22 protein-coding genes and 1 pseudogene are annotated in these 21,425 nt (G+C 67.6%); 13 read left to right on the top strand and 10 right to left on the bottom strand.

All coding sequences use genetic code 11. From position 1 onward, the window contains the following. A pseudogene (locus A5740_RS19735) lies at positions 1-240 on the bottom strand (HNH endonuclease); the annotation flags it as partial. Positions 241-416: 176 nt separating this feature from the next. Between A5740_RS19735 and A5740_RS19740 the strand changes: the two are divergent. Next, positions 417-833, top strand: a complete 417-nt coding sequence (locus A5740_RS19740) for a cupin domain-containing protein (RefSeq protein WP_175616300.1) — start codon at positions 417-419, stop codon at positions 831-833. Here A5740_RS19740 and A5740_RS19745 read toward each other — a convergent pair. Then, on the bottom strand, positions 809-1,945 hold the full coding sequence (locus A5740_RS19745; RefSeq protein WP_076196780.1) for an FAD-dependent oxidoreductase: 1,137 nt from the start codon (positions 1,943-1,945) through the stop codon (positions 809-811). The genes A5740_RS19740 and A5740_RS19745 overlap by 25 nt on opposite strands. Positions 1,946-2,004: 59 nt before the next feature. Here A5740_RS19745 and A5740_RS19750 point away from each other — a divergent pair, with 59 nt between their 5' ends. The 3 genes from A5740_RS19750 to A5740_RS19760 are packed head-to-tail and all read left to right on the top strand — an operon-like array spanning position 2,005 to position 5,245. Further along, on the top strand, positions 2,005-3,198 hold the full coding sequence (locus tag A5740_RS19750) for an acyl-CoA dehydrogenase family protein (protein WP_076196782.1): 1,194 nt from the start codon (positions 2,005-2,007) through the stop codon (positions 3,196-3,198). Continuing rightward, complete coding sequence (locus A5740_RS19755) at positions 3,191-4,354, top strand: acyl-CoA dehydrogenase family protein (RefSeq protein WP_254849259.1); 1,164 nt, start codon at positions 3,191-3,193, stop codon at positions 4,352-4,354. The genes A5740_RS19750 and A5740_RS19755 overlap by 8 nt, the downstream gene beginning before the upstream one ends. Before the next feature lie 48 nt (positions 4,355-4,402). Continuing rightward, on the top strand, positions 4,403-5,245 hold the full coding sequence (locus A5740_RS19760; protein WP_076196830.1) for an alpha/beta fold hydrolase: 843 nt from the start codon (positions 4,403-4,405) through the stop codon (positions 5,243-5,245). Here the strand turns inward: A5740_RS19760 and hrpA are convergent. Then, the gene (gene hrpA, locus A5740_RS19765) at positions 5,235-9,140 is read right to left on the bottom strand and encodes an ATP-dependent RNA helicase HrpA (protein ID WP_076196784.1); all 3,906 of its coding nucleotides are present in this window, start codon (positions 9,138-9,140) and stop codon (positions 5,235-5,237) included. The two genes, A5740_RS19760 and hrpA, sit on opposite strands and share 11 nt — an antisense overlap. A gap of 112 nt (positions 9,141-9,252) precedes the next feature. Between hrpA and A5740_RS19770 the strand changes: the two genes are divergently transcribed. Beyond that, complete coding sequence (locus A5740_RS19770; protein WP_076196786.1) at positions 9,253-9,963, top strand: fumarylacetoacetate hydrolase family protein; 711 nt, start codon at positions 9,253-9,255, stop codon at positions 9,961-9,963. Here the strand turns inward: A5740_RS19770 and A5740_RS19775 are convergent. Next, entirely contained in the window at positions 9,929-10,759 is an 831-nt protein-coding gene (locus tag A5740_RS19775; RefSeq protein WP_083654286.1) for a helix-turn-helix domain-containing protein, read from the bottom strand. The two genes, A5740_RS19770 and A5740_RS19775, sit on opposite strands and share 35 nt — an antisense overlap. A gap of 114 nt (positions 10,760-10,873) precedes the next feature. Here A5740_RS19775 and A5740_RS19780 point away from each other — a divergent pair, with 114 nt between their 5' ends. The 3 genes from A5740_RS19780 to A5740_RS19790 are packed head-to-tail and all read left to right on the top strand — an operon-like array spanning position 10,874 to position 13,130. Further along, positions 10,874-11,923, top strand: a complete 1,050-nt coding sequence (locus tag A5740_RS19780; protein WP_076196790.1) for a zinc-binding dehydrogenase — start codon at positions 10,874-10,876, stop codon at positions 11,921-11,923. Next, on the top strand, positions 11,920-12,315 hold the full coding sequence (locus tag A5740_RS19785; RefSeq protein ID WP_076196792.1) for a nuclear transport factor 2 family protein: 396 nt from the start codon (positions 11,920-11,922) through the stop codon (positions 12,313-12,315). Before A5740_RS19780 ends, A5740_RS19785 begins: the two co-directional genes overlap by 4 nt. Positions 12,316-12,323: 8 nt before the next feature. Continuing rightward, positions 12,324-13,130 (top strand): SDR family NAD(P)-dependent oxidoreductase, encoded by an 807-nt coding sequence (locus tag A5740_RS19790; RefSeq protein ID WP_076196794.1) that lies wholly within the window; start codon positions 12,324-12,326, stop codon positions 13,128-13,130. A gap of 5 nt (positions 13,131-13,135) precedes the next feature. On the opposite strand, the gene A5740_RS19795 is transcribed toward A5740_RS19790, so the two are convergent. The 3 genes from A5740_RS19795 to A5740_RS19805 are packed head-to-tail and all read right to left on the bottom strand — an operon-like array spanning position 13,136 to position 15,309. After that, on the bottom strand, positions 13,136-13,834 hold the full coding sequence (locus A5740_RS19795) for an anti-sigma factor (RefSeq protein WP_076196796.1): 699 nt from the start codon (positions 13,832-13,834) through the stop codon (positions 13,136-13,138). Next, positions 13,831-14,394 carry an ECF RNA polymerase sigma factor SigK gene (sigK, locus tag A5740_RS19800; protein ID WP_076196798.1) on the bottom strand — a complete coding sequence of 188 codons (564 nt, stop codon included), beginning with the start codon at positions 14,392-14,394 and terminating at the stop codon, positions 13,831-13,833. The genes A5740_RS19795 and sigK overlap by 4 nt, the downstream gene beginning before the upstream one ends. A 42-nt stretch (positions 14,395-14,436) precedes the next feature. Next, entirely contained in the window at positions 14,437-15,309 is an 873-nt protein-coding gene (locus A5740_RS19805; RefSeq protein ID WP_076196800.1) for a cyclopropane mycolic acid synthase family methyltransferase, read from the bottom strand. Between the two features lie 196 nt (positions 15,310-15,505). Here A5740_RS19805 and A5740_RS19810 point away from each other — a divergent pair, with 196 nt between their 5' ends. Next, positions 15,506-16,417, top strand: a complete 912-nt coding sequence (locus tag A5740_RS19810) for a metal-dependent hydrolase (protein ID WP_254849260.1) — start codon at positions 15,506-15,508, stop codon at positions 16,415-16,417. Further along, complete coding sequence (locus A5740_RS19815) at positions 16,410-17,543, top strand: PDR/VanB family oxidoreductase (protein WP_076196804.1); 1,134 nt, start codon at positions 16,410-16,412, stop codon at positions 17,541-17,543. Before A5740_RS19810 ends, A5740_RS19815 begins: the two co-directional genes overlap by 8 nt. Before the next feature lie 9 nt (positions 17,544-17,552). Here A5740_RS19815 and A5740_RS19820 read toward each other — a convergent pair whose 3' ends face one another. Then, positions 17,553-18,446, bottom strand: coding sequence for a mycobacterial-type methylenetetrahydrofolate reductase (locus A5740_RS19820; protein WP_076196806.1), 894 nt, complete (start codon positions 18,444-18,446; stop codon positions 17,553-17,555). 89 nt (positions 18,447-18,535) lie between these two features. On the opposite strand from A5740_RS19820, the gene A5740_RS19825 reads away from it, so the two are divergent. Genes A5740_RS19825 through A5740_RS19835 form a run of 3 tightly spaced genes read left to right on the top strand, consistent with a single transcriptional unit; the run spans position 18,536 to position 20,403 of the window. Then, positions 18,536-19,297 (top strand): S9 family peptidase, encoded by a 762-nt coding sequence (locus A5740_RS19825; protein WP_076196808.1) that lies wholly within the window; start codon positions 18,536-18,538, stop codon positions 19,295-19,297. A gap of 9 nt (positions 19,298-19,306) precedes the next feature. After that, positions 19,307-19,756 (top strand): 6,7-dimethyl-8-ribityllumazine synthase, encoded by a 450-nt coding sequence (locus A5740_RS19830; RefSeq protein ID WP_076196810.1) that lies wholly within the window; start codon positions 19,307-19,309, stop codon positions 19,754-19,756. 26 nt (positions 19,757-19,782) lie between these two features. Further along, complete coding sequence (locus A5740_RS19835; RefSeq protein WP_076196832.1) at positions 19,783-20,403, top strand: TetR/AcrR family transcriptional regulator; 621 nt, start codon at positions 19,783-19,785, stop codon at positions 20,401-20,403. Here A5740_RS19835 and A5740_RS19840 read toward each other — a convergent pair. Next, positions 20,382-20,807: a hypothetical protein gene (locus A5740_RS19840; protein WP_139335243.1), complete on the bottom strand. Its 426-nt coding sequence runs from the start codon at positions 20,805-20,807 to the stop codon at positions 20,382-20,384. The genes A5740_RS19835 and A5740_RS19840 overlap by 22 nt on opposite strands. A 57-nt stretch (positions 20,808-20,864) precedes the next feature. Then, on the bottom strand, positions 20,865-21,380 hold the full coding sequence (locus tag A5740_RS19845) for a hypothetical protein (protein ID WP_076196814.1): 516 nt from the start codon (positions 21,378-21,380) through the stop codon (positions 20,865-20,867). Positions 21,381-21,425 lie beyond the last annotated feature (45 nt).

Here is a 21,425-nt window from a genome sequence, read left to right on the forward strand (position 1 = left end):
CCCCGAGGCCTGGTGCCGGCTCACATTGCACGCCGCGCTGACCGCCGCGGCCGCGATCTCCCACCCGTCGATCGCCGCATACGCCGACACCTCGTCTTCGTCGTCGCAGTGGCGGGCCACGACTTCCCCGATCAAGGCCAACCGCTGCGCGGCGGCGACCGCCTCAGCCCGGGTTCGGTGCTCCAGCGCGTCGATCAGCGCCGCGTCGGTGAGCGACGCCGGATCGAGCAACTCGAACATACGTTCGATGATAGGCCGTTACTTGCAGGTCAGCAACCATTTTCTTGTTGTCGCTGAATTGTCGCTCACCAGGCGGGCAAAATCGGAAAGGTCCACGCGCGTCATCTCGTTGAGCGATGGAACGTATGACAAACAATCGTTGGACTCGATCGCTCATCACGAGTGTCATGGACGTCATGACAAAAACACGGTTGGCTCTGGCCACAGTCACGGCGTTGACGACCGCGGTACTTTCGATGCCTACAGCGCACGCCGACAACAGCTCCGATCCCACCGCAGGCGTATCCCGCACCGAGCTTCAGCGGTCCCCCTCACCGACACCAGGATTCGAGATCATCCAGACCAGATTCGAGATCCCGGTGGGAAAGGAATCCGGTCGGCACAGTCACCCGGGACCGGAGGTGGGCTACATCGTGCAGGGCGACGTGGACATGGTGTTCGATGACCGTCCGGTACAGCATCTACATTCCGGCGATCCGTTCCTCATCCCGCCCGGTGTCATCCACAACGCGCGGAACGTCGGAACCATCCGGACGCTGATGCTGTCCACCTATGTCGTGCCCGTCGATCAGCCGCTGGTGACGATGTACTGATCCCGGGACCGCACACCTCGGTAGATACCGCGACGGACGATCCATGGCTGTAGGACGCGGTCGATCGTCCACGCCGGAAACCTGAAGGCGAACCCGTTGGGCGCGAAGACCTCCAACCCATCCGGCTGCACCCCGAGCACCGACCCCCACCGGCTGGCCGGTGGCCGGTAACGGCGCACCCGGCCACCGGTGAAGTACGCGGTGACGTTGTGCGCCAGCAATCCGTCAGCGCGGTTGCGGGCCGACGACCGCAGCGGGTCGGTGGCCGCGATGTCGCCCACCGCAAACACGCCATCGGTGCCGGGCACCCGAAGATCCGGCGTCACCCGCACAAAGCCGTCCTCGTCGAGAACGTCAGACGGCAGCCACGAGGAGTTGGGCCGCACCCGGCCGACGGTCCACAGCACCGCGTCAGCCCGCACCGGCGGCTGACCGGTGCTCCACCGCACGGGATCGGAAGTGATCGCAGCACAATCGAAATCCTCGGGTATCACCGCGCGATGGCCGGGCCGCAAGGCCACTCCCGCTGCGGTGAGTCGCCGTTCGACACGTCGGCGGACCCGTGGATGATGTTGCTGTAGAACATGTTTGCCCGGGAAGTACAACGCGACTCGGGTGTCGGGCCACCGGAGCGCGATGTTGACCGCGCTGCTGACGGCTGCCGCGCCGCCCCCGACCACCGCTACCGAGCCAGCCGCGCCCAACCGGTCATGTGCGACGCGCAGCCCGGCATCGACATCGCCTACCGACTGCAATACACCCGGCCGCCAGAAGCCGTTGGTCACACCGGTGGAGACGATCAGCGCGTCATAGCCGTGCACCTGGTCGACCCCGTCGACATCACGCACGGTGACGGTGCGAGCCGAAAGATCCGCCGCGGTCAGCCTGCCGTGCACAGTGCGGACACCGTCGAGCTCACGGAACCGGTCGAAGGCGATCCAATAATCGCGCGCCCAGTCGTCGGGCCGGGACAGCCGGGTCCCGAGCTCCTGACCACTGACCAGGCCGGGATTCAGCGAGACCCCGACGACGTCATGGCGACGGGACAACCGGATCGCGGTGAGCACGCCGGAGTCACCCAATCCGGCGATCACCACGCGCTTGCGGTCCACAGTCGGTGACGGTACCGCCCGCCCGCACGAGCCCGGATACGTTTGCCTATCGTGGCTGGATGAGCAGCGTCGCTGATGCGGACCGGGTCGCCGAGCTCGCCCGCGGGGTCGTGGCAGATCACGATCCCAAGAAAGTCCCGATTCCCGAGTACCTGGCGGCCTGCTATGACGCCGGCCTGTCCTGGGTGCATTTCCCCGAGGGTCTCGGCGGTCTCGGGGTGTCGCGCGGGTTGCAGGCGGTGGCCGACCGCATCCTGCAGGGTGCCGGCGGTCCCGTGCCGTTGGGTCTCAACCCGATGGGATACGGCATGGCCGCGCCCACGGTGCGGGAACATGCCCAGTCCGAGGAGCTCAAGAAATCGTGGCTGCGTCCGCTGGCCAGCACCGAACATATTTGGTGCCAGCTCTTTTCGGAGCCGGGCGCCGGTTCGGACCTGGCCGGGCTGGCCACCTCGGCGGTCCAGGACGGTGACGAGTGGGTGCTCAACGGGCAGAAGGTGTGGACCAGCCTCGCGCATCGCGCGCGCTGGGGGCTGCTGCTGGCAAGAACCAATCCCGATGTGCCCAAACACAAGGGCCTGACGTACTTCGTACTGGACATGCATGCGCCCGGTGTCGAAACCCGACCGCTGCGACAGATGACAGGACAGGCCGAGTTCAACGAGGTGTACATCACCGACGCCCGCATCCCCGATGCGCACCGGCTCGGCGCGGTGGGCAACGGCTGGAACGTCGCGATGACGACGCTGATGAACGAGCGCAGCGCGCTGGGCGGCAGCGGCAACCGGCGCGGCGCCGGCACCATCTCGGACGCGGTGGCGCTGTGGGCATCCCGGCCCGATCTGCGGACCCCGGTGTTGCGTGACCGGCTCACCCAACTGTGGTTACGTTCGGAGGCCCAGCGGCTGACGGCCGAGCGTTCCCGGGCGGCGGCCACCGTCGGTGGTCCGGGTCCGGAGGGGTCGATCGGCAAGCTCGTCGGGGCCGAGCTGAACCAGCACATCTATCAATGGTGCATGGATCTGCTTGGGCCCGAAGGGATCCTGTACCACGGCTACGGCCTGCACGACAGTGACGACGAGGCGGACTGGCGCGGACCCGTCCAACAACGCTTCCTGCGCAGCAAGGCCAATACCATCGAAGGCGGGACGTCTGAAGTGATGCGCAACATTCTCGGTGAGCGGATTCTGGGGTTGCCCGGTGATCTGCGTGCGGATGCCGGTATGCCGTGGAAGGAGATCCCGCGTGGCTGACACTGGCGAGTTCTCATTCACCGACGAACAGGCTCAACTGCGCACCGCCGTCCGCAAGTTCTGCGCAGAGAACTTCGCCGAGCAGACGGTGCGCACACTGATGGAGTCCGAGCCGCGGTTCGATCGGAAAGTGTGGGCTCGGTTGGGCGCTGAGCTCGGCGTGCTGGGCCTGGCAGTTCCGGAGTCCGAGGGCGGGGCCGGCGGCACGCTCGTCGACCAGGCCATCGCGGTGGAGGAACTCGGCGCCGCCCTGGCCTGCGGCCCGGTTTTCGGCACGGTGATGCTGGCGATCCCCGCACTTGTCGCCGCGTCGGCGGGACCCGGGCGCGACGAACTCCTCGGCGCCCTCGCCGAAGGGATACAAACGGCGGCGTTCGCCGTACCGGATCAGGCAGGCGCATTCGATCCGGCCGCCGTGAATGTCACTGTGGCCGAGGATGGGACGCTGGCCGGGACCGTGCAGCGGGTGGTGGACGGTGACGCCGCGGATGTGCTGTTGGTGGCGGCAACGCGACCCGACGGTGTGGCGCTCTACGCGGTCGACGCGACCGGAGCCGGTGTGCAGCGCACCCCGCTGGTCACCCTCGACCTCACCCGGCCACAGGCCGACATCGTGTTCGCCTACGCCACGGCACAGCTGGTGGCCGGACCCGAGGAAGCCGAGCGCGTCATCACCCACGCCTTCCAGGTGGCATCCGCGCTGTTGGCCGCCGAACAGGTCGGCGCCGCACAGCATTTGCTGGACCTCTCGGTCGACTACGCGAAATCGCGGCTGCAGTTCGGCAGACCGATCGGCTCGTTCCAGGCCGTGAAACACCGGCTGGCCGATTGTCTGGTCGACCTCGAGCACGCCCGCTCGACGGCCTATCACGCGGCCTGGGCGTTGACCGACGGTACTGACGACCCAGCGTTGGCAGCCAGCATCGCTCAGGCCACCGCGTCGGCGGCATTCGCCAAGATCGCGGCCGACACCATTCAGGTCCACGGCGGGATCGGGTTCACCTGGGAGCACCAGACGCACCTGTACTTCAAGCGCGCGACCACCGACGCTGCCCTCCTGGGAAGTGCAGAAGCCCACCGGTCACGGGTCGCCGAACTGGTGCTCGACGACGCCTCAGTCGAACGGGTGCCGCGGGTGGCCACGGGCGTCAACTGATTGGTTGAAACCGCGCGGCAGGCCTTGCGCGACCGTAAGATCCCGCTGATGGAGCGACCAGTCGAGCATCGCACGCTGGCTGTGGACGGGGTGCGTTCCCCGGTGCTCGTCGCCGGGACCGAGAGCCCGGAGGCCGTGGTGTTCGTACACGGCAACAACGCCGGAGCCAAGTGGGATCGACTGCTGACGCCGGTTGCCGGCTTCGCCCGCGTGATCGCCCCTGAGATGCCGGGTTTCGGTGGCGCCGACAAACCGTCGCAGTGGCCGTACACCGTCGACGCCTACGCGACGCACCTCGACGCGATCCTCGGCCAGCTCGGTGTCGAACGCGCACATCTTGTCGCCCATGATTTCGGCGGCCCATGGGCACTCGCGTGGGCCGCCGATCATCTCGACTCCACCGCCAGCATCACGTTGATCAACGCCCCGGTGGTGATCAACCATTTCGCCGCCAAGTTGTGGCGAACACCGGTGCTGGCCGAGGCAATGTGGCGGGTCGGTAACCCGGCACTGATGCGGCGCATGCTCGCCATGCGCGATCCCGGCCTGCCGCCCGACGCGCTCGACTCGATCGCCGAGCACATGTTCGCCCGCGGCACCCCCGACGCGGTGCTGAAGCTCTACCGGTCCACCGGCCCGGACGCCCTTGCGCCATATGCTGATCGACTCGGCGAGTATGCCGGCGACGTCCTGGTGGTGTGGGGCGCCGAAGACCACTACGTGCCGTTCTCACAGACCGATGACTACCGCCGGATGTTCCGTCACTGCACGGTGCAACCCGTGCCGGATACGGGCCACTGGCCCTGGCTCGAGCAACCCGACGTGGTGGCCGGCCACGTCACCGAGTTCCTGCGCCGGCAGATCGAGCACCCGCATCTGACTAACGGGTGACCGCGTCGATCGCCTTGTAGATGCGCTGTTCGCTGACCGGCCGCGGTGTGCCGAGCTGCTGGGCCCACAGGCTGACCCTCAATTCCTCGATCTGCCAGGCAATGTCGCGGATTTTCGGGTCCTCGGCACGGGCCGGTGACAACGCGGCCAGCAAGTTGTCGTAGGCGTCCTCGACTGCGTGTACCCGGGACATCCGGTCGCGGTCGGCACCGAGTGCCTGCGGCAGCCGCTCCAGGCGGCGGACGATCGCGGTGACATACCGGGCCAGATCGGTCAGCCGCGCGATGCCCGTCGCCGTGACGAAGCCCTTGGGCAACAGTCGATCCAACTGCGATCGGATGTCGGCAACGGCATCGGCCTGAGCTGGGGTGGGCTTGTCCGGCAGCGCCACACCGACGTCATGCGCGGCGGCCAGCACGTTCTCGACCCGCGACACCGCAGCTTGTGTGGTGGGGCCGAGCTCCTTGCGGGCCCGCGCCACCAGAGCCGCGAACTCCGCCTTGGTCCACACCGGTTTGGCCAGCAGATAGTCGGCTGCGGCGTCGGCGCAGTCGTCGAGCAGGGCGGCCAGTGTGCCGTCGGGATTGGCATTGAGCGCCAGGCGGGTGCGGGTGTCCAATCCCCGCTCGATCGCCTTGACCGGCGACGGCGCGGTGAGCCGCAGCAGTCGGCGAAGACCGGGACCCATGGCCGCGGCCTGCTCCGCCGGATTGGCAAACACCTTTATATCGACGGCTTTTCCGGTGTCCACGAAGGCCGGATATCCACGTACGGTGTGTCCGCCGCTGGTGTTTTCCACGGTGTGGGGTAGCTCGTCGAGGTCCTCGGGCCAAGCGTGCAGGTTGCGACGTTCCAGATCGCCGCCCAGCGCGTCGGCCACCGCCTGCGCGACGGGCACCGCCAGCTGCTCACGCAGGGCGTCGATGTTCTTGCTGCGGGCCACCTCTTTGCCGTCCGCGGACTCGACGGCGAAGGTCACGCGCAGGTGATCCGGGATCTTGTTCAGGTCGAAGGCGTCGATCGGTACGAGAATGCCACTGCGCCTCCGCAGTTCGCGCTGCACCTCATCCAGCAGAGAGCCCGCGGCCGGATCGATGTCGCCCAGGATGGCCCGGGCGGTGTCGGGCGCCGGGACGAAGTTGCGCCGCAGATCCTTGGGTAGCGACTTGATCAGGGCCGTCACGAGCTCCTCGCGCAAAGCCGGTACCTGCCAGGCGAATCCGTCGCCACCGAGCCGGGCCAGCACGCCCACCGGCACATGCACCGTCACGCCGTCGTCGGCAGCACCGGGCTCGAACCGGTACGTCAGCGGCAGTTCCAGGTCGCCGGCCCGCCAGGTGTCGGGATTGTCCGCACCGTCCTCGGAGCGCAACAAGTCGTCGCGGGTGAAGGTGAGCAGGTCGGGTGTCTTGTGCCGCTGCTTCTTCCACCAGGAGTCGAAGTGCCGGGCGGAGACGATGCCGGCCGGGATGCGGGCGTCGTAGAGCGCGTAGATCTCGTCGTCACCGACCAACAGGTCACGCCGGCGGGCCCGCTCTTCGATCTCGTCGAGTTCGGCCCGCAGGCGGGCGTTGTCGCGGAAGAAGTGGTGCCGGGTCTGCCAATCGCCTTCCACGAGCGCGTGGCGAATGAACAACTCCCGGCTGAGCTCTGGCTCGAACTTGGCGTAACCGATCTTGCGGCGCGGAACCAGTGGCAATCCGTACAGCGTGACTCGCTCGAAGGCCACGACCTCGCCGCGCCTGGCCTCCCAGTGCGGCTCACTGTAGGTGCGCTGCACCAGATGCCCGGCCACCCGTTCGACCGTCTCGGGCTCGATCCGCGCGGCGATGCGGCCGAACAACCGGCTGGTCTCGACCAGGTCGGCCACCACGATCCACCGCGGCGGCTTCTTGGTCAGTACGGAACCGGGAGCCAACACGAATTTGGTGTTGCGGGCGCCCTGATATTCGCGCCCCTCCCCTTCACGCAGCCCGACGTGCGACAGCAGACCCGCGGTCAGCGCGGCATGGATGGCGGCCGGCTCGGCGGGCTCATCACCCTCGCGGATGCCGATGTCCCGGGCGATGCTACGCAGCTGCCCGGTCAGGTCCTGCCATTCCCGGATCCGCAGATAGTGCAGGAACTCCTCGCGGCACATCCGCCGGAAGGCGTTGCCGGAAAGTTGGTTTCGCTGCTCGCGGAGGTAGTTCCAGAGGTTGAGGTAGGACACGAAGTCTGAAGAGTCATCGGCGAACCGGGCGTGCTTCTGCCGCGCCGCCTCTTCCTTGTCGCTGGGACGCTCGCGCGGGTCTGGGATCGACAGCGCGGCGGCCAGCACCAGCACCTCACGCACACAACCCTCGGTATCGGCCTGCAGGATCATCCGGCCGACGCGCGGGTCGAGCGGCAGCCGGGCCAGCCGTCGTCCGACGTCGGTCAGCACACCGGAAGCGTCGAACGCACCCAGCTCCTGCAGCAGCTGGACCCCGTCGCGGATACTGCGGGCATCCGGCGGATCCAGGAACGGGAAGTCCGCGATGTCGCCGAGTTGCAGGGCGGCCATCTGCAGGATGACTGCGGCCAGGTTGGTGCGCAGAATTTCGGGATCGGTGTACCGGGGTCGGGAGTCGAAGTCTTCCTCGGAGTACAGCCGGATGCAGACGCCCGGGGCAGTTCGGCCGGAGCGGCCGGCCCGCTGGGCGGCCGAGGCCTGCGAGATCGGCTCGATCGGCAGGCGCTGCACCTTGGTGCGCCGGCTGTAACGGGAGATCCGCGCGGTACCGGGATCGACGACATAACGGATACCCGGCACGGTCAGCGACGTCTCGGCCACGTTGGTGGCCAGAACAATTCGTCGCGTGGCATGGCTCGGCTGGAACACCTTCTGCTGATCGGCGGTGGGCAGCCGCGCATACAGCGGCAGGACCTCGGTGTTGCGCAGGTCTTTCAAAGCCTCTGCGGTGTCGCGGATTTCGCGTTCGCCCGACAGGAACACCAGGACGTCGCCGGGCGGTTCGGCTTCCAGCTCGCGGACCGCGTCGACGATGGCCTCGGTCGGGTCGCGTGGTTCGGTGCGCACGATCTCGTGGTCGGGGTCGTCAGGATCGTCGGTGTCCTCAGAAGGGACGGGTACTTCCAGTGGCCGGTACCGGATCTCGACCGGATACGTGCGCCCGGACACCTCGACGATCGGGGCACCGCCACTGAGCCCATTTTCGGCACCGCCGAAGTGCGCGGCGAAGCGTTCCGGCTCGATCGTGGCCGAGGTGACGATGACCTTGAGATCGGGACGGCGCGGCAACAGCTCCCGCAGATAGCCGAGCAGGAAGTCGATGTTGAGGCTGCGCTCATGTGCTTCGTCCAGAATCAGGGTGTCGTAGCGCAGCAGCCGCCGGTCCCGCTGAATCTCGGCGAGCAGAATGCCGTCGGTCATCAGTTTGATCAGGGTCGAATCGCTGGCCTGATCGGTGAACCGCACGGTATAGCCGACGGCGTCGCCCAGCGGTGTGCCCAGTTCGTCGGCGATGCGCTGGGCCACGGTGCGAGCGGCCAGCCGACGGGGCTGGGTGTGCCCGATGGTGCCGCGGATGCCGCGGCCCAGCTCAAGACAGATCTTGGGTAGCTGTGTGGTCTTACCCGAACCGGTCGCGCCGGCGACGACGACCACCTGGTTCTCACTGATGGCCTTTGCCAGCTCGTCGCGATGCTCGCTGACCGGTAGGTCGGGGTAGGTGATCGCCGGAACGGCGGCCTGGCGGGTGAGCACGAGGGCTTCGGCTGCGGCAAGTTGCTGGGTGATCTTGGTCAGGTCACCGCCGCGAAGATTCCGCAGGCGGCGGCGCAGCCGGTCCGCGTCGCGGATGGTCAAGCCGTCGAGACGGGAGCGCAGCTCGGCAACTGACGGTTCGGACACTCCAGCAAGGGTAGCGGGCGGCGGTCTGTCAGCCCGAGCAGTCGACTGCTACCTCCAATGCCGAGCAGATCTGCCGCATGCGGGCGTCTGCTGACCGCAGGAGAATGCATCTGTGACCGACTACGTCATCGCTCCGCCGCCTCAGACCTCACTGCCGGTCAGCACCGGTCCGGGTCGTTTCCCGGTCCGCCGGGTGTTCTGTGTCGGCCGTAACTACGCGGCGCACGCCCGAGAGATGGGCAAGGACCCGGACCGGGAACCGCCGTTCTTCTTCCTGAAGCCCGCCGATGCCGTCCTCGAGGCGACGGGCACCATCCCCTATCCGTCGCTGACCTCGTCGTTTCACCACGAGATCGAGCTCGTGGTGGCGCTGGGGGCCGGTGGTCGCGACGTCGCACCGGCCGACGCGCCGGCCCTGGTCTGGGGCTATGGCGTCGGCGTCGACCTGACCCGACGGGACCTGCAGGACGACGCCAAGAAGCTCAGCCGGCCCTGGGACTGGGCCAAGGGGTTCGACTCGTCGGCCCCGTGCACCCCGATCCATCCGGTCTCGGAGGTCGGGCATCCGGACCACGGCGAGATCTGGCTGAGGGTCAACGGGGAGCTCAAGCAGCATGGCGATCTCAAAGACCTGATCTGGTCGGTGCCCGAGGTGATCAGTGCCATCTCGACGGCCGTCGACCTGGCGCCCGGCGACCTGATCTACAGCGGCACGCCGGCCGGGGTCGGGCCGATGGAACCGGGCGATGTGGTCTCCGGCGGTGTCGACGGCGTCGCGGAGTTCAGTTTCACGATCGGCCCAGCCGATCGGCGGCCCGCCTGACCCGCTGCCCCGCGGTGTCCACCTGACGCGCCGTCATCGACCGCAGCGGATGCACCGACAGGATCAGCGCGACGCGCCGGTGAGCGTCGAAGACCGGTGCGGCGATGGTGGCCACAGGCTGTGGTTTACCGGCAGCGTCGCCGGCCGGCGTCAGGCCGATCGTGGCGAATTCGGTGAGCAGTTGATCGGTGATGCCGCGGACGTGGTCGGGCAGGCCGGCGCTGGGAAGTGAGCCGACCAGCTGTGCGGCCCGGGTGAGGTCCGGGGTCGTCCAGTCGACGTCGAAGCCCCGCTCCCGGGTCTGGCGCAACACCTCGGTAAGTCGTCGGGTCAGCGCTTCGCCCGTCGTGGGCGCCCGGTCGATCCAGGCGCGTTGCTCGGCGGCGGTATCCCAGGCGGCGAAGGCGACACCGAACGGCGGCGCGTACCGGATGCGATCCCCCGGCATGCCGGCCGGCCACGGACCGGCCCCTTCGAACGCGGTGATGACCAACTCGTCGCCGGTCCGCTCCACCACCGAGGCGGCATAGCCCAGCTGCTGTGAAAGTTCTTGGGCGGCAAGACGAGCCGCATGGGCCAGCGGTCGTGCGGCCTCGGTTCGGGCGGCCACCACCGCCAGACCGGGCCCCGGCGAGAATGTCTTGTCGGCGGGATCGCGGATCAGCCAGCCCCGGTCGCACAGCGTCGTGAGGATGGCGTGCGCGGTGGCCTGCGTCAGATCCAGCGCGCTGACCACATCGGAGAACCGCAGTCGGGTGTCAGCGGAGCCGGCCACCAACTCGATCACGTCGACCACCCGGCCCGTCGGCGCCGAATGTGCACCTTTCACCCTTGACTCCCTCCTGGGCGGTTTCTACAGTCGGCTTGGTAATTCGAGAGCCTATCTCGAATATTAGAGAACGGATCGGCGATGCGGGCAGTTGTCCTACGCGAAGGCGCGTTGACCGTACGCGAGATCCCGGATCCGGCACCGGGTCCCGGAGAGCTTCTGCTGCGGGTGACCAGCACCGCGATCTGCGCCTCCGACGTCCATTTCATGGATCACCCCGAACTCGGCGACGATCCCACCGGTCGGTCTCGCTACGACGCGGACCGGGACATCGTGCTCGGGCACGAGTTCGTCGGCGAGGTCATTGGGCACGGCCCGGGCGGTAGCGAGCAGTTCCCCATCGGCGCGCGCGTCACGTCGATCCCGATCAGGTTGATCGACGGTGGCGCGCACGGCGCCCACATCATCGGCCAGCATCCGGATTCACCAGGCAGCTTCGCCGAGCTGGTGGTGGTCTCCGAAGCTATTGCGCGGACGGTCACCGGCACTGCGTCCGACGACGCCGTGGCGCTCACCGATGCCTTCGCGGTCGGCGAGTTCTATGTCCGCAGCGCCCGCCTCGAACCGGGCGAAATCCCCATCGTGATCGGTGCCGGAGCGATCGGGCTGTCCGCAGTGGCCGCCCTGGCGCGCCGCGGCGTCGAGCCGATCATCGTCTCCGATTACCAGGAAGATCGTCGGGCCCTGGCGCACAAGGACTTCGGTGCCCACGTCGTCGTCGATCCGGCCGAACGCTCACCGATGGACGTCTGGCGCGAGGTACGGGGCGAACGCAACCTGTGGGGCCCGGCCGTGGTGTTCGAATGCGTCGGCGCGTCCGGGCTGATCCAGAAGATCGTCGAGGAATCCGACATGGGCACCCGCATCTATTGCGCCGGCGGCTGGTACACCGGCGACACCCTGGACATCACCACCGCCACCCGGCAAGGCGTGACTTTGCAGTTCGGCGGCGGACCCTGGCCGCAGGACTGGTATGGAACGCTGGAGGCCATCGTCGCCGGAGACCTGGACCCGACCCCGAGCATCGGGATGGTGGTGGGCCTCGACGGGGTGCCCGAAGCCCTCGACCTGGCCCGTCGGTCGGCAGGACCGGCGCGAATCATCGTGCACCCGAACGGAGATCACGCATGACCGATCGTGACGACATCATCGATGTGCTGGTCCGCTACGCCACCGGCATCGACCGGCGGGACTGGCCGTTGTTTCGCACCGTGTTCACCGAGGACTGCGTGTTGGATTACGGCGAGATCGGTTCCTGGGACGGCGTGGATGCGGTCACCGAGTTCATGGAGCAGACGCACGCCATGGCCGGGCACACCCTGCACCGGATGAGCAACCACGCGATCACCGTCGCCGGCGACACCGCGACAGCGCGCACCTACATCGACGCGCTGGTCCTGGCTCAAAACAACAACTCCGGCGTCAACGCCGTCGGGTTCTATGACGACGAGCTGGTGCGGACCGGTCACGGTTGGCACATCTCACGGCGCAAGTTCACCCCGGTGCGCGTGGTGGGGGTCTAGGAGACGCAATGGAATTCGCAGCGAAGTACGGGCCGTGGGCCCTGGTGGCCGGGGCCTCCGACGGGGTCGGCGCCGCGATGGCGGAAGAGGTGGCCCGTCGCGGCCTCAACGTGGTGCTCCTGGCCAGGCGCCAGGCGGTCCTCGACGATGTCGCCGCTCGGATCGCGGAAACCGGCATGCAAACCCGCACGCTGGCAATCGATCTGGCCACCCCCGGCGCCGCCGCCAGGGTCATCGAGGCCACCGCGGACCTCGACGTCGGTTTCCTGGTGTACTGCGCCGGGGCTGATCCGAATTTCCAGCCGTTCCTGTCCAGCCCACTGTCGGCCGCGGAATCACTGGTGCAGCGCAATTGCATGGTGCCGATGCAGCTGTGTCATCACTACGCGCCGCCGATGGTGGGGCGCGGACGCGGCGGCATCGTCATCTTCGGTTCCGGCGCGGGGTTCGCCGGTGGGCCGAACATGGTGGCCTACGGGGCCAGCAAGTCCTTCGACATGGTGTTCGCCGAGGCGCTGTGGACCGAACTGCACGACAAAGGCGTCGACGTCCTCGGGCTGATTCTCGGCAAGACCGACACCCCGGCACTGCGCAAGCTCGAACACGAGCGCGGCCAGATCGACTCCCCCGACCAGACGCCGCCGGGCGCAGCTGCCGTCGACGATGTGGTCGCGACCGCGTTCGACAACCTCACCGCAGGTCCGACATGTCTGGTGGGCCCCGAGATTCACGCCGCCGCACAGCTGATGGCCTCGGTGAGCCGCAACGATGCGGTGCGGTTCATCGCGCAGGCCGTCACCGCCGCAATGGGTTAGCCGATTCAGTCGAGCGGGAGCTGGGCGAAGATCTCACCGGTCGGTTGCGGCGATCCGGAACCGGGTTCGACCGTGAACGCGAGGGTGCTCGCGCCACCGAGATCACGCACGACATCCGTCGCCGACGGACCGATGGCAGCGCCGATTGTCCCGGCAGACCGCGGCTTTCCGTCCTCCAGCAGCCACATCTGGTAGACGGTGTCGGCCGCCGGGGGCGGCACGCTGCTCATGACGAGCACCGCGGTGTTGCGTTCGCGGGAATAGACGACCGTCGCCGTACCACCGGCCGGCACGGACGTGCTGACCGATCGCACATCCGGCGCACTGAGCACCTGCTCGGCCACCGAGGGCGCCGGCGCCGGCGGCCGGAGCGCGACCCCGACGCCGAATCCCCCCGCGGCGATGATCGCAGCGGCCGCCGCCGCGAGTGCGGCTGTGCGCCAACGAGTCCTGCGGCCTACGGGTGCGTCGACCGCCGCCAGGACCCGCGCTCGCAACGCGGGCGGGGCCGGGGCGGCCGTGACGTTCGACAGGACGGCCATGACCTCCCGGATGGCGCGCACCTCGTCATGGAAGGCCGCCGACACCTCGGCCCGCGCGGAAGCGACCCGACGTTCGATGTCGGCCCGCTCACCGTCGGAGACGGCATTCAACGCATAGGGTGCGGCCAACTCCAGCAGTTCGGGCTCGGCGGGTTCGGTCATGCCACCCCCAGGCACCGACGCAGGTGTTGTAAACCATTGCGGATTCGGGATTTCACGGTGGCGAGGTTGACGGCGATGCGCTCGGACACCTGCGGGTAGGTCAGGCCCCGGTAGTAGGCCAGTTCGATGCAATCCCGCTGGGCATCGGACAGGCCGTCCAAACACTCGACGACCTGGCGGTGTTCCTCGGACAGCGTGGCCCGCTCCACCACCACATCGGCCGGTGGCTCAGCCGAGGTGGTCGCATACCGGTGGTCCCGCCGGTGGGCGGCCTGCTCGGACCGGACCCGGTCCACCGCCCGCCGGTGCGCGATGGTGACCAGCCAGGCCATTGCCGAACCCTCTGCTGGGTCGAACGACGCCGCATTACGCCACACCTGCAGGTAGACCTCCTGGGTGGTTTCCTCGCTGTAGCCGGGGTCGCGAAGGATCCGGCTCACCAGACCGAACAGCCGGGCGTGGGTGGTGTCATAAAGCGCCGCGAACGCCGCCGCATCCTGCCGGGCCACCCGCCGTAGGACGTCGTCGAGGTCGTCGTCCACCCGGCCTGAATCGGTCATCGGGGCGGAGAATATCCATCCGGACCCACTGGCAAACCGGGTTTACCCAAGTTCGCGCTTTTCCAGGGTGAACTGGTTGACATCGACCTGACCTTTGCGGAACAAATCCGCGCAGCCGGTCAGGTACTTCATATAGCGCTGGTACACCTCTTCTGACTGGATCTCGACGGCTTCTTGTCGCTTGCTCTCCAGGGCGGCCGCCCAATGGTCGAGCGTCGTCGCATAGTGCCGCTGCAGTGACTGCTGGCGGGTCAACACGAACCCGGCCGCGTTCGCCCGCTGCCGCACCATTTGCGTGGACGGCAACTGCCCGCCGGGGAAGATCTCGGTCAGGATGAACTTGATGAAGCGAGCGAGGTCGAAGGTGAACGCGACCCCCGCCTCACGGGCCTCGTTCGGATGTAACCCGCAGATGGTGTGAAGCAGCATCACCCCGTCAGACGGCAGCGCCCGATGCGCCATCTTGAAGAACGCCGGATAGCGCTGATGCCCGAAGTGCTCGAACGCGCCGATCGAGACGATGCGGTCCACCGGCTCGTCGAACTCCTCCCAGCCCGCCAACAGCACACGCCGACTCCGGGCGGTGTCCATGCCGTCGAGCATCGTCTTGACGTGCGTGGCCTGGTTTTTGGACAGCGTCAGACCGACGACGTTGACGTCGTAGGTTTCGATGGCCCGCCGCATCGTCGCGCCCCACCCACAGCCGATGTCGAGCAACGTCATCCCCGGCTCGAGCCCGAGCTTGCCCAGGGACAGGTCGATCTTGGCCAACTGCGCTTCCTCCAGCGTCATCGAGTCCCGTTCGAAGTACGCGCAGCTGTAGGTCTGCGTCGAGTCCAGGAACAAGCGGAAGAAGTCGTCGGACAGGTCGTAGTGCGCCTGCACCGCCGCAAATTGAGGGGTCAAACTGGACATGGTTGGTCTCACCTTTCTCCGCACGCGCGCGTGCACCCGTGCATTCATCGCACCCGACCTAAGTGATTCGGAGCCGACGCCCTCGCGGATCACTTTCTTCTCAGATCCGTCCGCGACGGCCCCCGCTCCGAATAAGAGTTGAGGGACGGCGATGAGCGCCGCCCCGGCGAGGAACGCGACGAGCCGAGGGGATCAATTGCAGCCAGAACATCGGGCCGGCACCGGCCCAGTGGACGATTTCGCCCCCGAGGAAGTGGCACTGCGCCCGAGACAGGTCCAGTTTCTCTGGGACACCGCGCCGCTGCACTGGATCCCCGGGGACCCCTACGGCTCGCACGTCGTCACGGCGCTCAACCTCTTTCTGCCGGTCGCCGAGCGGTGGTTCAGCAGATTGCTTCGCGATGCGTTGGAGTACGTCCGCGATGAGCAGCTGCGGGCCGAGATCGTCGGTTTCATCGGTCAGGAATCAGTGCACGCCAAGACTCATGACGACGTGCTGGTGGCCTATGTCCGGCGCCACGGCATCGACCCGACGCCGTACTACCGCCAGCTGGAGTGGGTGGCCGGCCAGTTCGATGCGCGGCTCGACCGGGCCACCGGCCCCGGCCGCCGCAAGGCGCTGTCCTCGGGCACCCACGCCCTTTGTGCAGCAGAGCATTTCACCGGTGTGTTGGGCCACTGGGCACTGAACAACGACTGGGACGAGATGGGCGTCGATCCGACGCTGTGCGATCTGTACCGGTGGCACGGCGCGGAGGAGGTCGAGCACCGTCACGTCTCCTACAACGTGGCCAGGTACTTCGGCATGGACTATGTCGCGCAGGCCCTGTCGGGTGTGCTGGTCAGTGTGGTGTTCTTCGCGCTGCTGCTACGCGGCACGAAGTTCCTCATCCACGAAGATCCGGCGCTGCCCAACCTCGGGTATCTCCGAATGCTGTGGAAGCTACGCACTTCCGGCAAACGGGGCACCGTCCCGTCCGCAGGTTTCATGATCCGGTCGGGGCTGCGGTTTCTGCGGCGTGATTACGACCCGGCCGACGAGGGTGTGACGGCCCAAGCGGTGGCGTATCTGGCTGCCTCGCCGGCGGCGCGGGCCGGCCATGGCTGAAACAGTGCGGCGTCTGCTCAAGCCCTATATCGGTGCGCCGCCGCCGGGCCTGCACGGGGCGGTACGGCCCGACCTCTTCACCCGACTGGCCGGCACCGCGGTATCCCATTTCATCTCGGTGGTGATGCGTCTCGGGGGAGATCAGGAACTACCTGCGCTCGGTCATGCGGTGGACCGTCGGACCGTGTCGGTGGTGGGTCGACGCAGCGTCGCGCCCGACGGTTCCGTCGTCGAACTCACCCTGGCGGTGGGTGACGGCTCGACGCTGCCCAGGTGGCACCCGGGCGCTCACATCTTCGTTCGCCTGTCCTCCGGACGCACCCGCCAGTACTCGCTGTGCGGGGATCCGGACCGCACGCAGGAGTACCGGATCGCGGTGCGCCGGATTCCCAGCGGCGGCGGTGCTTCGGTGGAGGTACACGAACTCGGCGTGGGCGCGATCGTCGAAATCAGCGATCCGCGAAACGCATTCATGATGCCGGTGCCCGGCTCGGCCTCGCGCGCCGAGAAACTGCACTTGATCGCCGGCGGCATCGGTATCACCCCGATCCTGCCGATGGTCCGGCTTGCCCAACGCCTCGGCGTGCCGTGGTCGTTGTCCTTCGTCGGGCATCGGCGGGACAACCTGCCGTTTCTGGACGAGCTGTCGGCGTGGGGCGACCGGGTGCGGATACACACCACCGACGAACACGGACGGCCGACCGCCGCGGAGCTCCTCGACGGGGTGGACGAGCGGACGGCGGTATACCTGTGCGGTCCCGCGGCGATGGTGGATTCCGTTCGCCGGGCATTGCCGGCAAACTCGGGCATCGAATTGCACGTCGAGCACTTCTCACCGGTGCCGATCGTTGACGGCGTGCCCTTCGACGTGGAATTGGCCCGCAGCGCCAGGGTCGTGCAGGTCGGCGCGAACCAGAGCACCCTGGCCGCCTTGCGCGACGCGCTGCCCGATGTGGGTTACTCGTGCCAACAAGGGTTCTGCGGCACCTGCGTTCAGCGGGTGCTCGCCGGCGACGTCGACCATCGCGACACCTTGCTGACCGATCGGCAACGGGAACTCGGTCAGATGCTGGTGTGTGTCTCGCGGGCCGGCGCGGAATCGGGCCGACTCGTCCTGGACCTGTAGCCGGTCGCGCTAGCCCCGGTCCGGTGCCCAGTACTCGAGCATCTCGGCGAACGTCTCGAAGGCGGGCTTGGAGACGCCGTAGGCCGCCTCGAAGTGGATGCTCAGCGGGAAGCCGAGATCGGCCACTCCGTCGATCACCCGCTTGTACAGGTCGAGCATCAGCCCGCGCTTCTCGGCCGGTTCCAGCCCGGCGATCCGGCTGACGAATTCCTGTTCCGCGGCGACCGCCGGATTGCCCGGATCCTGGATGAGCCAGTTGATCAGCCCGACCTTGGTCTCGATCTTCGGCACGAAGCCGAAGGACAGCAGGATCTCGGGTCGGTGGTCGCTGGCCTTGGCGAAGTCGCGCAGGTAGTCGACGATGGCGTCGGAGTACAGCAACTGCGTCATGCCGTAGGTGGCGCCCTGGTCGCACTTGAAGTTGAACCGGCCCTGCTCGCCGTCGCGGGTCGGGATCAGGATCGCGCCCCGGTTGGGCACCAGCTGCTCGTAGATGGACAGCGCGTCGGTGGGCGCGACGCCCTCGCCCTCGCCGTCCTTCATGGTCCGGGGCACGCCGACGAAGGCGATGCCCTCGAAGCCGGCGCCGCTGAGGTCCGTCAGTCGCTTGCCCAGCGCCTCACGGTCCAGAAACGACGTGACCTGGGTGCACAGGCCGCGTAGGCCGGGCAGCTCGGGCTGGATGATCGACCAGTAATCGAGCACGTCCATCTTGGGCTTCATCTCGACGGGACGATCGTCGTCCTCGTTGATCATCCCGGGAATCATGACGTGGCGGATCCGCCCCTCGATACCCACCTCGGCGGACAACGCCAGAACCTTGCGGGCCTCGTCGACGGCGAACTGCGCGCCCCGCTCGACGTTCGGGGGCACGAGTTCCAGCGCGATGGTGTTCAAAGGCACCCAGCCACCCTACGGAGCCGCGCGGGCAACTGGGCAGCTCGGGTCGAACCATCCGACGGGCCGAGGTCTATCCGTGGTAAACCTCCGGCATGGCTGAGCGCGTCACCTTCCCCAGTTCGACGGGCCCGACATTGGCCGGAGTGATCGATCGGCCCGACGGGCCGGTGCGCGGCTGGGGCGTGTTCTCGCACGGCTTCACCCTCGGTAAGGACTCTCCCGCCGCCTCACGCATCTGCAAACAATTGGCCGCTGACGGAATCGGGATGCTGCGCTTCGATGCGCTGGGTCTCGGGGATTCCGGGGGCGACTGGGGGGACGGCTCGTTCACCGTCAAGGTCGACGACATCATCGCGGCCTGCACGTTCATGTCCGACCGCGGAACCCCGGCCGATCTGTTGATCGGGCATTCGTTCGGCGGTGCCGCGGCCATCGCCGCCGCCCGGCAGTCCCCTGGCGTGCGGGCAGTCGTGACGGTGGGCGCACCATTCGATCCGACCCACGTCGAGCATCAGTACGACGCGGTCATCGAGCAGGTGCTGGCCGAAGGCAGCGGCCAATGGATGGTCGGCGGTAAGACCCTGACCCTCAAGCGGGCCTTCGTCGAAGATGTCCGGGCCGCCCAGCTGCGCGACAAGATCAAGACCCTCAAGTTGCCCCTGCTGATCCTGCATTCGCCCACCGACAACACCGTCGGCATCAAGAACGCCAGCGACATCTTCCGCGCCGCCCGCCACCCACGCAGCTTCGTCTCGCTGGAGGGCTCCGAGCACCTGCTGACGGGGCCCGGGCAGGCCAAACGCGCCGGCCGGATCATCGGCGCCTGGGCTGATGCCTACCTCGGTGTGCGATAGCGTCGCCACATGTCCGACGCCACTCAGATCGCGTTCATCCAAGCCACCTGGCATCGCACCATCGTCGACAAGGCGCGCGAGGGGTTCACCGAACAGATCGGCACTCACGGCTTCGCCGCGGATGCGCTGGAATTCTTCGAAGTGCCCGGCGCCTTCGAGATCCCGCTGGCCGCAAAGCGGTTGGCGCTCACCGGCCGTTATCGGGCGATCGTGGCGGCCGGTCTGGTGGTCGACGGCGGCATCTACCGCCACGAATTCGTGGCCACCGCGGTGATCGACGGGCTGATGCGCGTGCAGCTCGACACCGATGTGCCGGTGTTCTCGGTGGTGCTCACCCCGCACCACTTCCACGAGCACGACGAGCACATCGGCTACTTCACGAAGCACTTTGTGAAGAAGGGCGCCGAGGCGGCCAACGCCGTAGCGGCCACCCTGGAGTTGCACCGCTCGCTGGACTAGTCGCACACGTGTGCGACGATTTGACGGTGGTCCCTGAAAAGCCACTGCGGCGACGCCAACCTGTACAGGAGCGCAGCAGACGACGCGTCGAACGCATTCGGGCCGCCGCGCTCGAGCTGCTGGAAACCGACGGTATAGACGCCGTCACCACGCGCGCGATCGCCGCGCGAGCCGATGTTCCGGTGGCAACCGTCTACCAGTTCTTCCCCAATCGCGACGCGATCCTTCAGGAGATCGTCACCGACCACCTCGACCGCCGTGATGCCGAGGGTGCGGCGGTTCTGGCCGCGTTACGTCCGAGCAGCCTGGCCGAAGTCGCCCACGGCATCTTCGAATTCCACTACGAACACCTGCGCAACCATCCACACCTGGTCGACCTGCACTACACCAGCCTGGCCCGCGGGATGATCGCCGATCCACGGGCTCGCCGAACCGACTTCGCCCGGGCCCTGCACGCCGCGCTGCTGCACTGGGGTCTGCTTCGCCAGGACACCGATCCGCTCGTGCTGATGGTTGCCGTCGAGATGGGTGATCGCTTGCTGGAGATGGCTTTTCATGCCGGACCGGACAAGGACCGGGCGATTCTCACCGAGGGGGAGCGGGCCCTGGCCCAGTACCTGCAGGTTTACGCCGCACCCGCCTCCTGATCGACGCGACCGCGGTCCTTGGCCAGGGCGAAGCGGGTCAGCGTGCCGACGAACCGTTCGAGGCTCGCCCTGTCGGCGGCGTCGGCTCCGGTCCCCGCGACCCAGCGCCCTGCGCAGCGTTCGAGCACCACCACATCGACCGGCTCGTCGAAAACGGCCGTCGCCGTACCCGGTGCCGTCGGCCCGGTCCAGTTCTCGACGATGTGCACCTGCAGCCGTCGCCCGTCCAGCCGCCGGATCCGCACCGCGGTCGCCGTGACGAGGACCGCGAGCGTCGTGGTGGCGAAGTCGCCGCCGATTCCGACCTGCACGACGCCGTCGACGAGCGGGACGGTGAGACACGTCGTCCCGCGCCGGAGTCGATTCAGCTCCGGCGACGCCAGAGGAGACGAACAGGTACGCATGCCGTTAATGATTATCATTTTCATTGGCTGCGCTCAACTGCACGGTGCGCGGGCTGGTCAACGCGAAGCGCTACCACCGACCTCGGCGGCCAACGGCGGGGGCAACGGAGTCGTCCGCGTCGGAGTCGCCGCAGTTTGCGGTGCAGTTTGCGATGAACCGGCGCGATGGAAGTCGACCATCGTCTCCTCGCGGATCACCTTCTCGGCCGCACTGACCACCAGCGACTTCGAGGTGATCAGGTATTCGATCCCGTAGTTGTCGACGAGGAACGCGCCATCGTCGTTGCGCGTCGCCGGCACGATCAACTTGGCACCGTCGCGCAGCCGGACCCCGCGATACTCGTATTTGCCGTCGGACACCGAACAGATCGCCACCCGGGACGCATCGGTGCTGCCGAACAGCACGGTGGCATCCGCACTGTCACACCGCGCCGTGGAGTCGACATAACCGCGCGAATCAGTGGCCGGGGCCGCCGGAGCGGCCGAGACCGAAGGCACACCCACCGCGAGCAACATGACACCCGCCGTCACCGCAGCGGCGGTACGGCAACGCGACAACCAGGCACCAGACATCGATTACCACTGAACCACGGCTTCGCCACCAGTCGCGGCGTCGAC

It is taken from the genome of Mycobacterium sp. GA-1841, from assembly GCF_001954135.1.
GTDB lineage: Bacteria > Actinomycetota > Actinomycetes > Mycobacteriales > Mycobacteriaceae > Mycobacterium.

Excerpts from the sequence above, each read along its gene's own strand:
- A5740_RS19740 (WP_175616300.1), top strand. The coding sequence starts at position 417 with ATGACAAAAACACGGTTGGCTCTGGCCACAGTCACGGCGTTGACGACC.
- A5740_RS19750 (WP_076196782.1), top strand. The coding sequence starts at position 2,005 with ATGAGCAGCGTCGCTGATGCGGACCGGGTCGCCGAGCTCGCCCGCGGG.
- A5740_RS19760 (WP_076196830.1), top strand. The coding sequence starts at position 4,403 with ATGGAGCGACCAGTCGAGCATCGCACGCTGGCTGTGGACGGGGTGCGT.
- A5740_RS19780 (WP_076196790.1), top strand. The coding sequence starts at position 10,874 with ATGCGGGCAGTTGTCCTACGCGAAGGCGCGTTGACCGTACGCGAGATC.
- A5740_RS19785 (WP_076196792.1), top strand. The coding sequence starts at position 11,920 with ATGACCGATCGTGACGACATCATCGATGTGCTGGTCCGCTACGCCACC.
- A5740_RS19790 (WP_076196794.1), top strand. The coding sequence starts at position 12,324 with ATGGAATTCGCAGCGAAGTACGGGCCGTGGGCCCTGGTGGCCGGGGCC.
- A5740_RS19795 (WP_076196796.1), bottom strand. The coding sequence starts at position 13,834 with ATGACCGAACCCGCCGAGCCCGAACTGCTGGAGTTGGCCGCACCCTAT.
- sigK (WP_076196798.1), bottom strand. The coding sequence starts at position 14,394 with ATGACCGATTCAGGCCGGGTGGACGACGACCTCGACGACGTCCTACGG.
- A5740_RS19805 (WP_076196800.1), bottom strand. The coding sequence starts at position 15,309 with ATGTCCAGTTTGACCCCTCAATTTGCGGCGGTGCAGGCGCACTACGAC.
- A5740_RS19815 (WP_076196804.1), top strand. The coding sequence starts at position 16,410 with ATGGCTGAAACAGTGCGGCGTCTGCTCAAGCCCTATATCGGTGCGCCG.
- A5740_RS19825 (WP_076196808.1), top strand. The coding sequence starts at position 18,536 with ATGGCTGAGCGCGTCACCTTCCCCAGTTCGACGGGCCCGACATTGGCC.
- A5740_RS19830 (WP_076196810.1), top strand. The coding sequence starts at position 19,307 with ATGTCCGACGCCACTCAGATCGCGTTCATCCAAGCCACCTGGCATCGC.
- A5740_RS19840 (WP_139335243.1), bottom strand. The coding sequence starts at position 20,807 with ATGCGTACCTGTTCGTCTCCTCTGGCGTCGCCGGAGCTGAATCGACTC.
- A5740_RS19845 (WP_076196814.1), bottom strand. The coding sequence starts at position 21,380 with ATGTCTGGTGCCTGGTTGTCGCGTTGCCGTACCGCCGCTGCGGTGACG.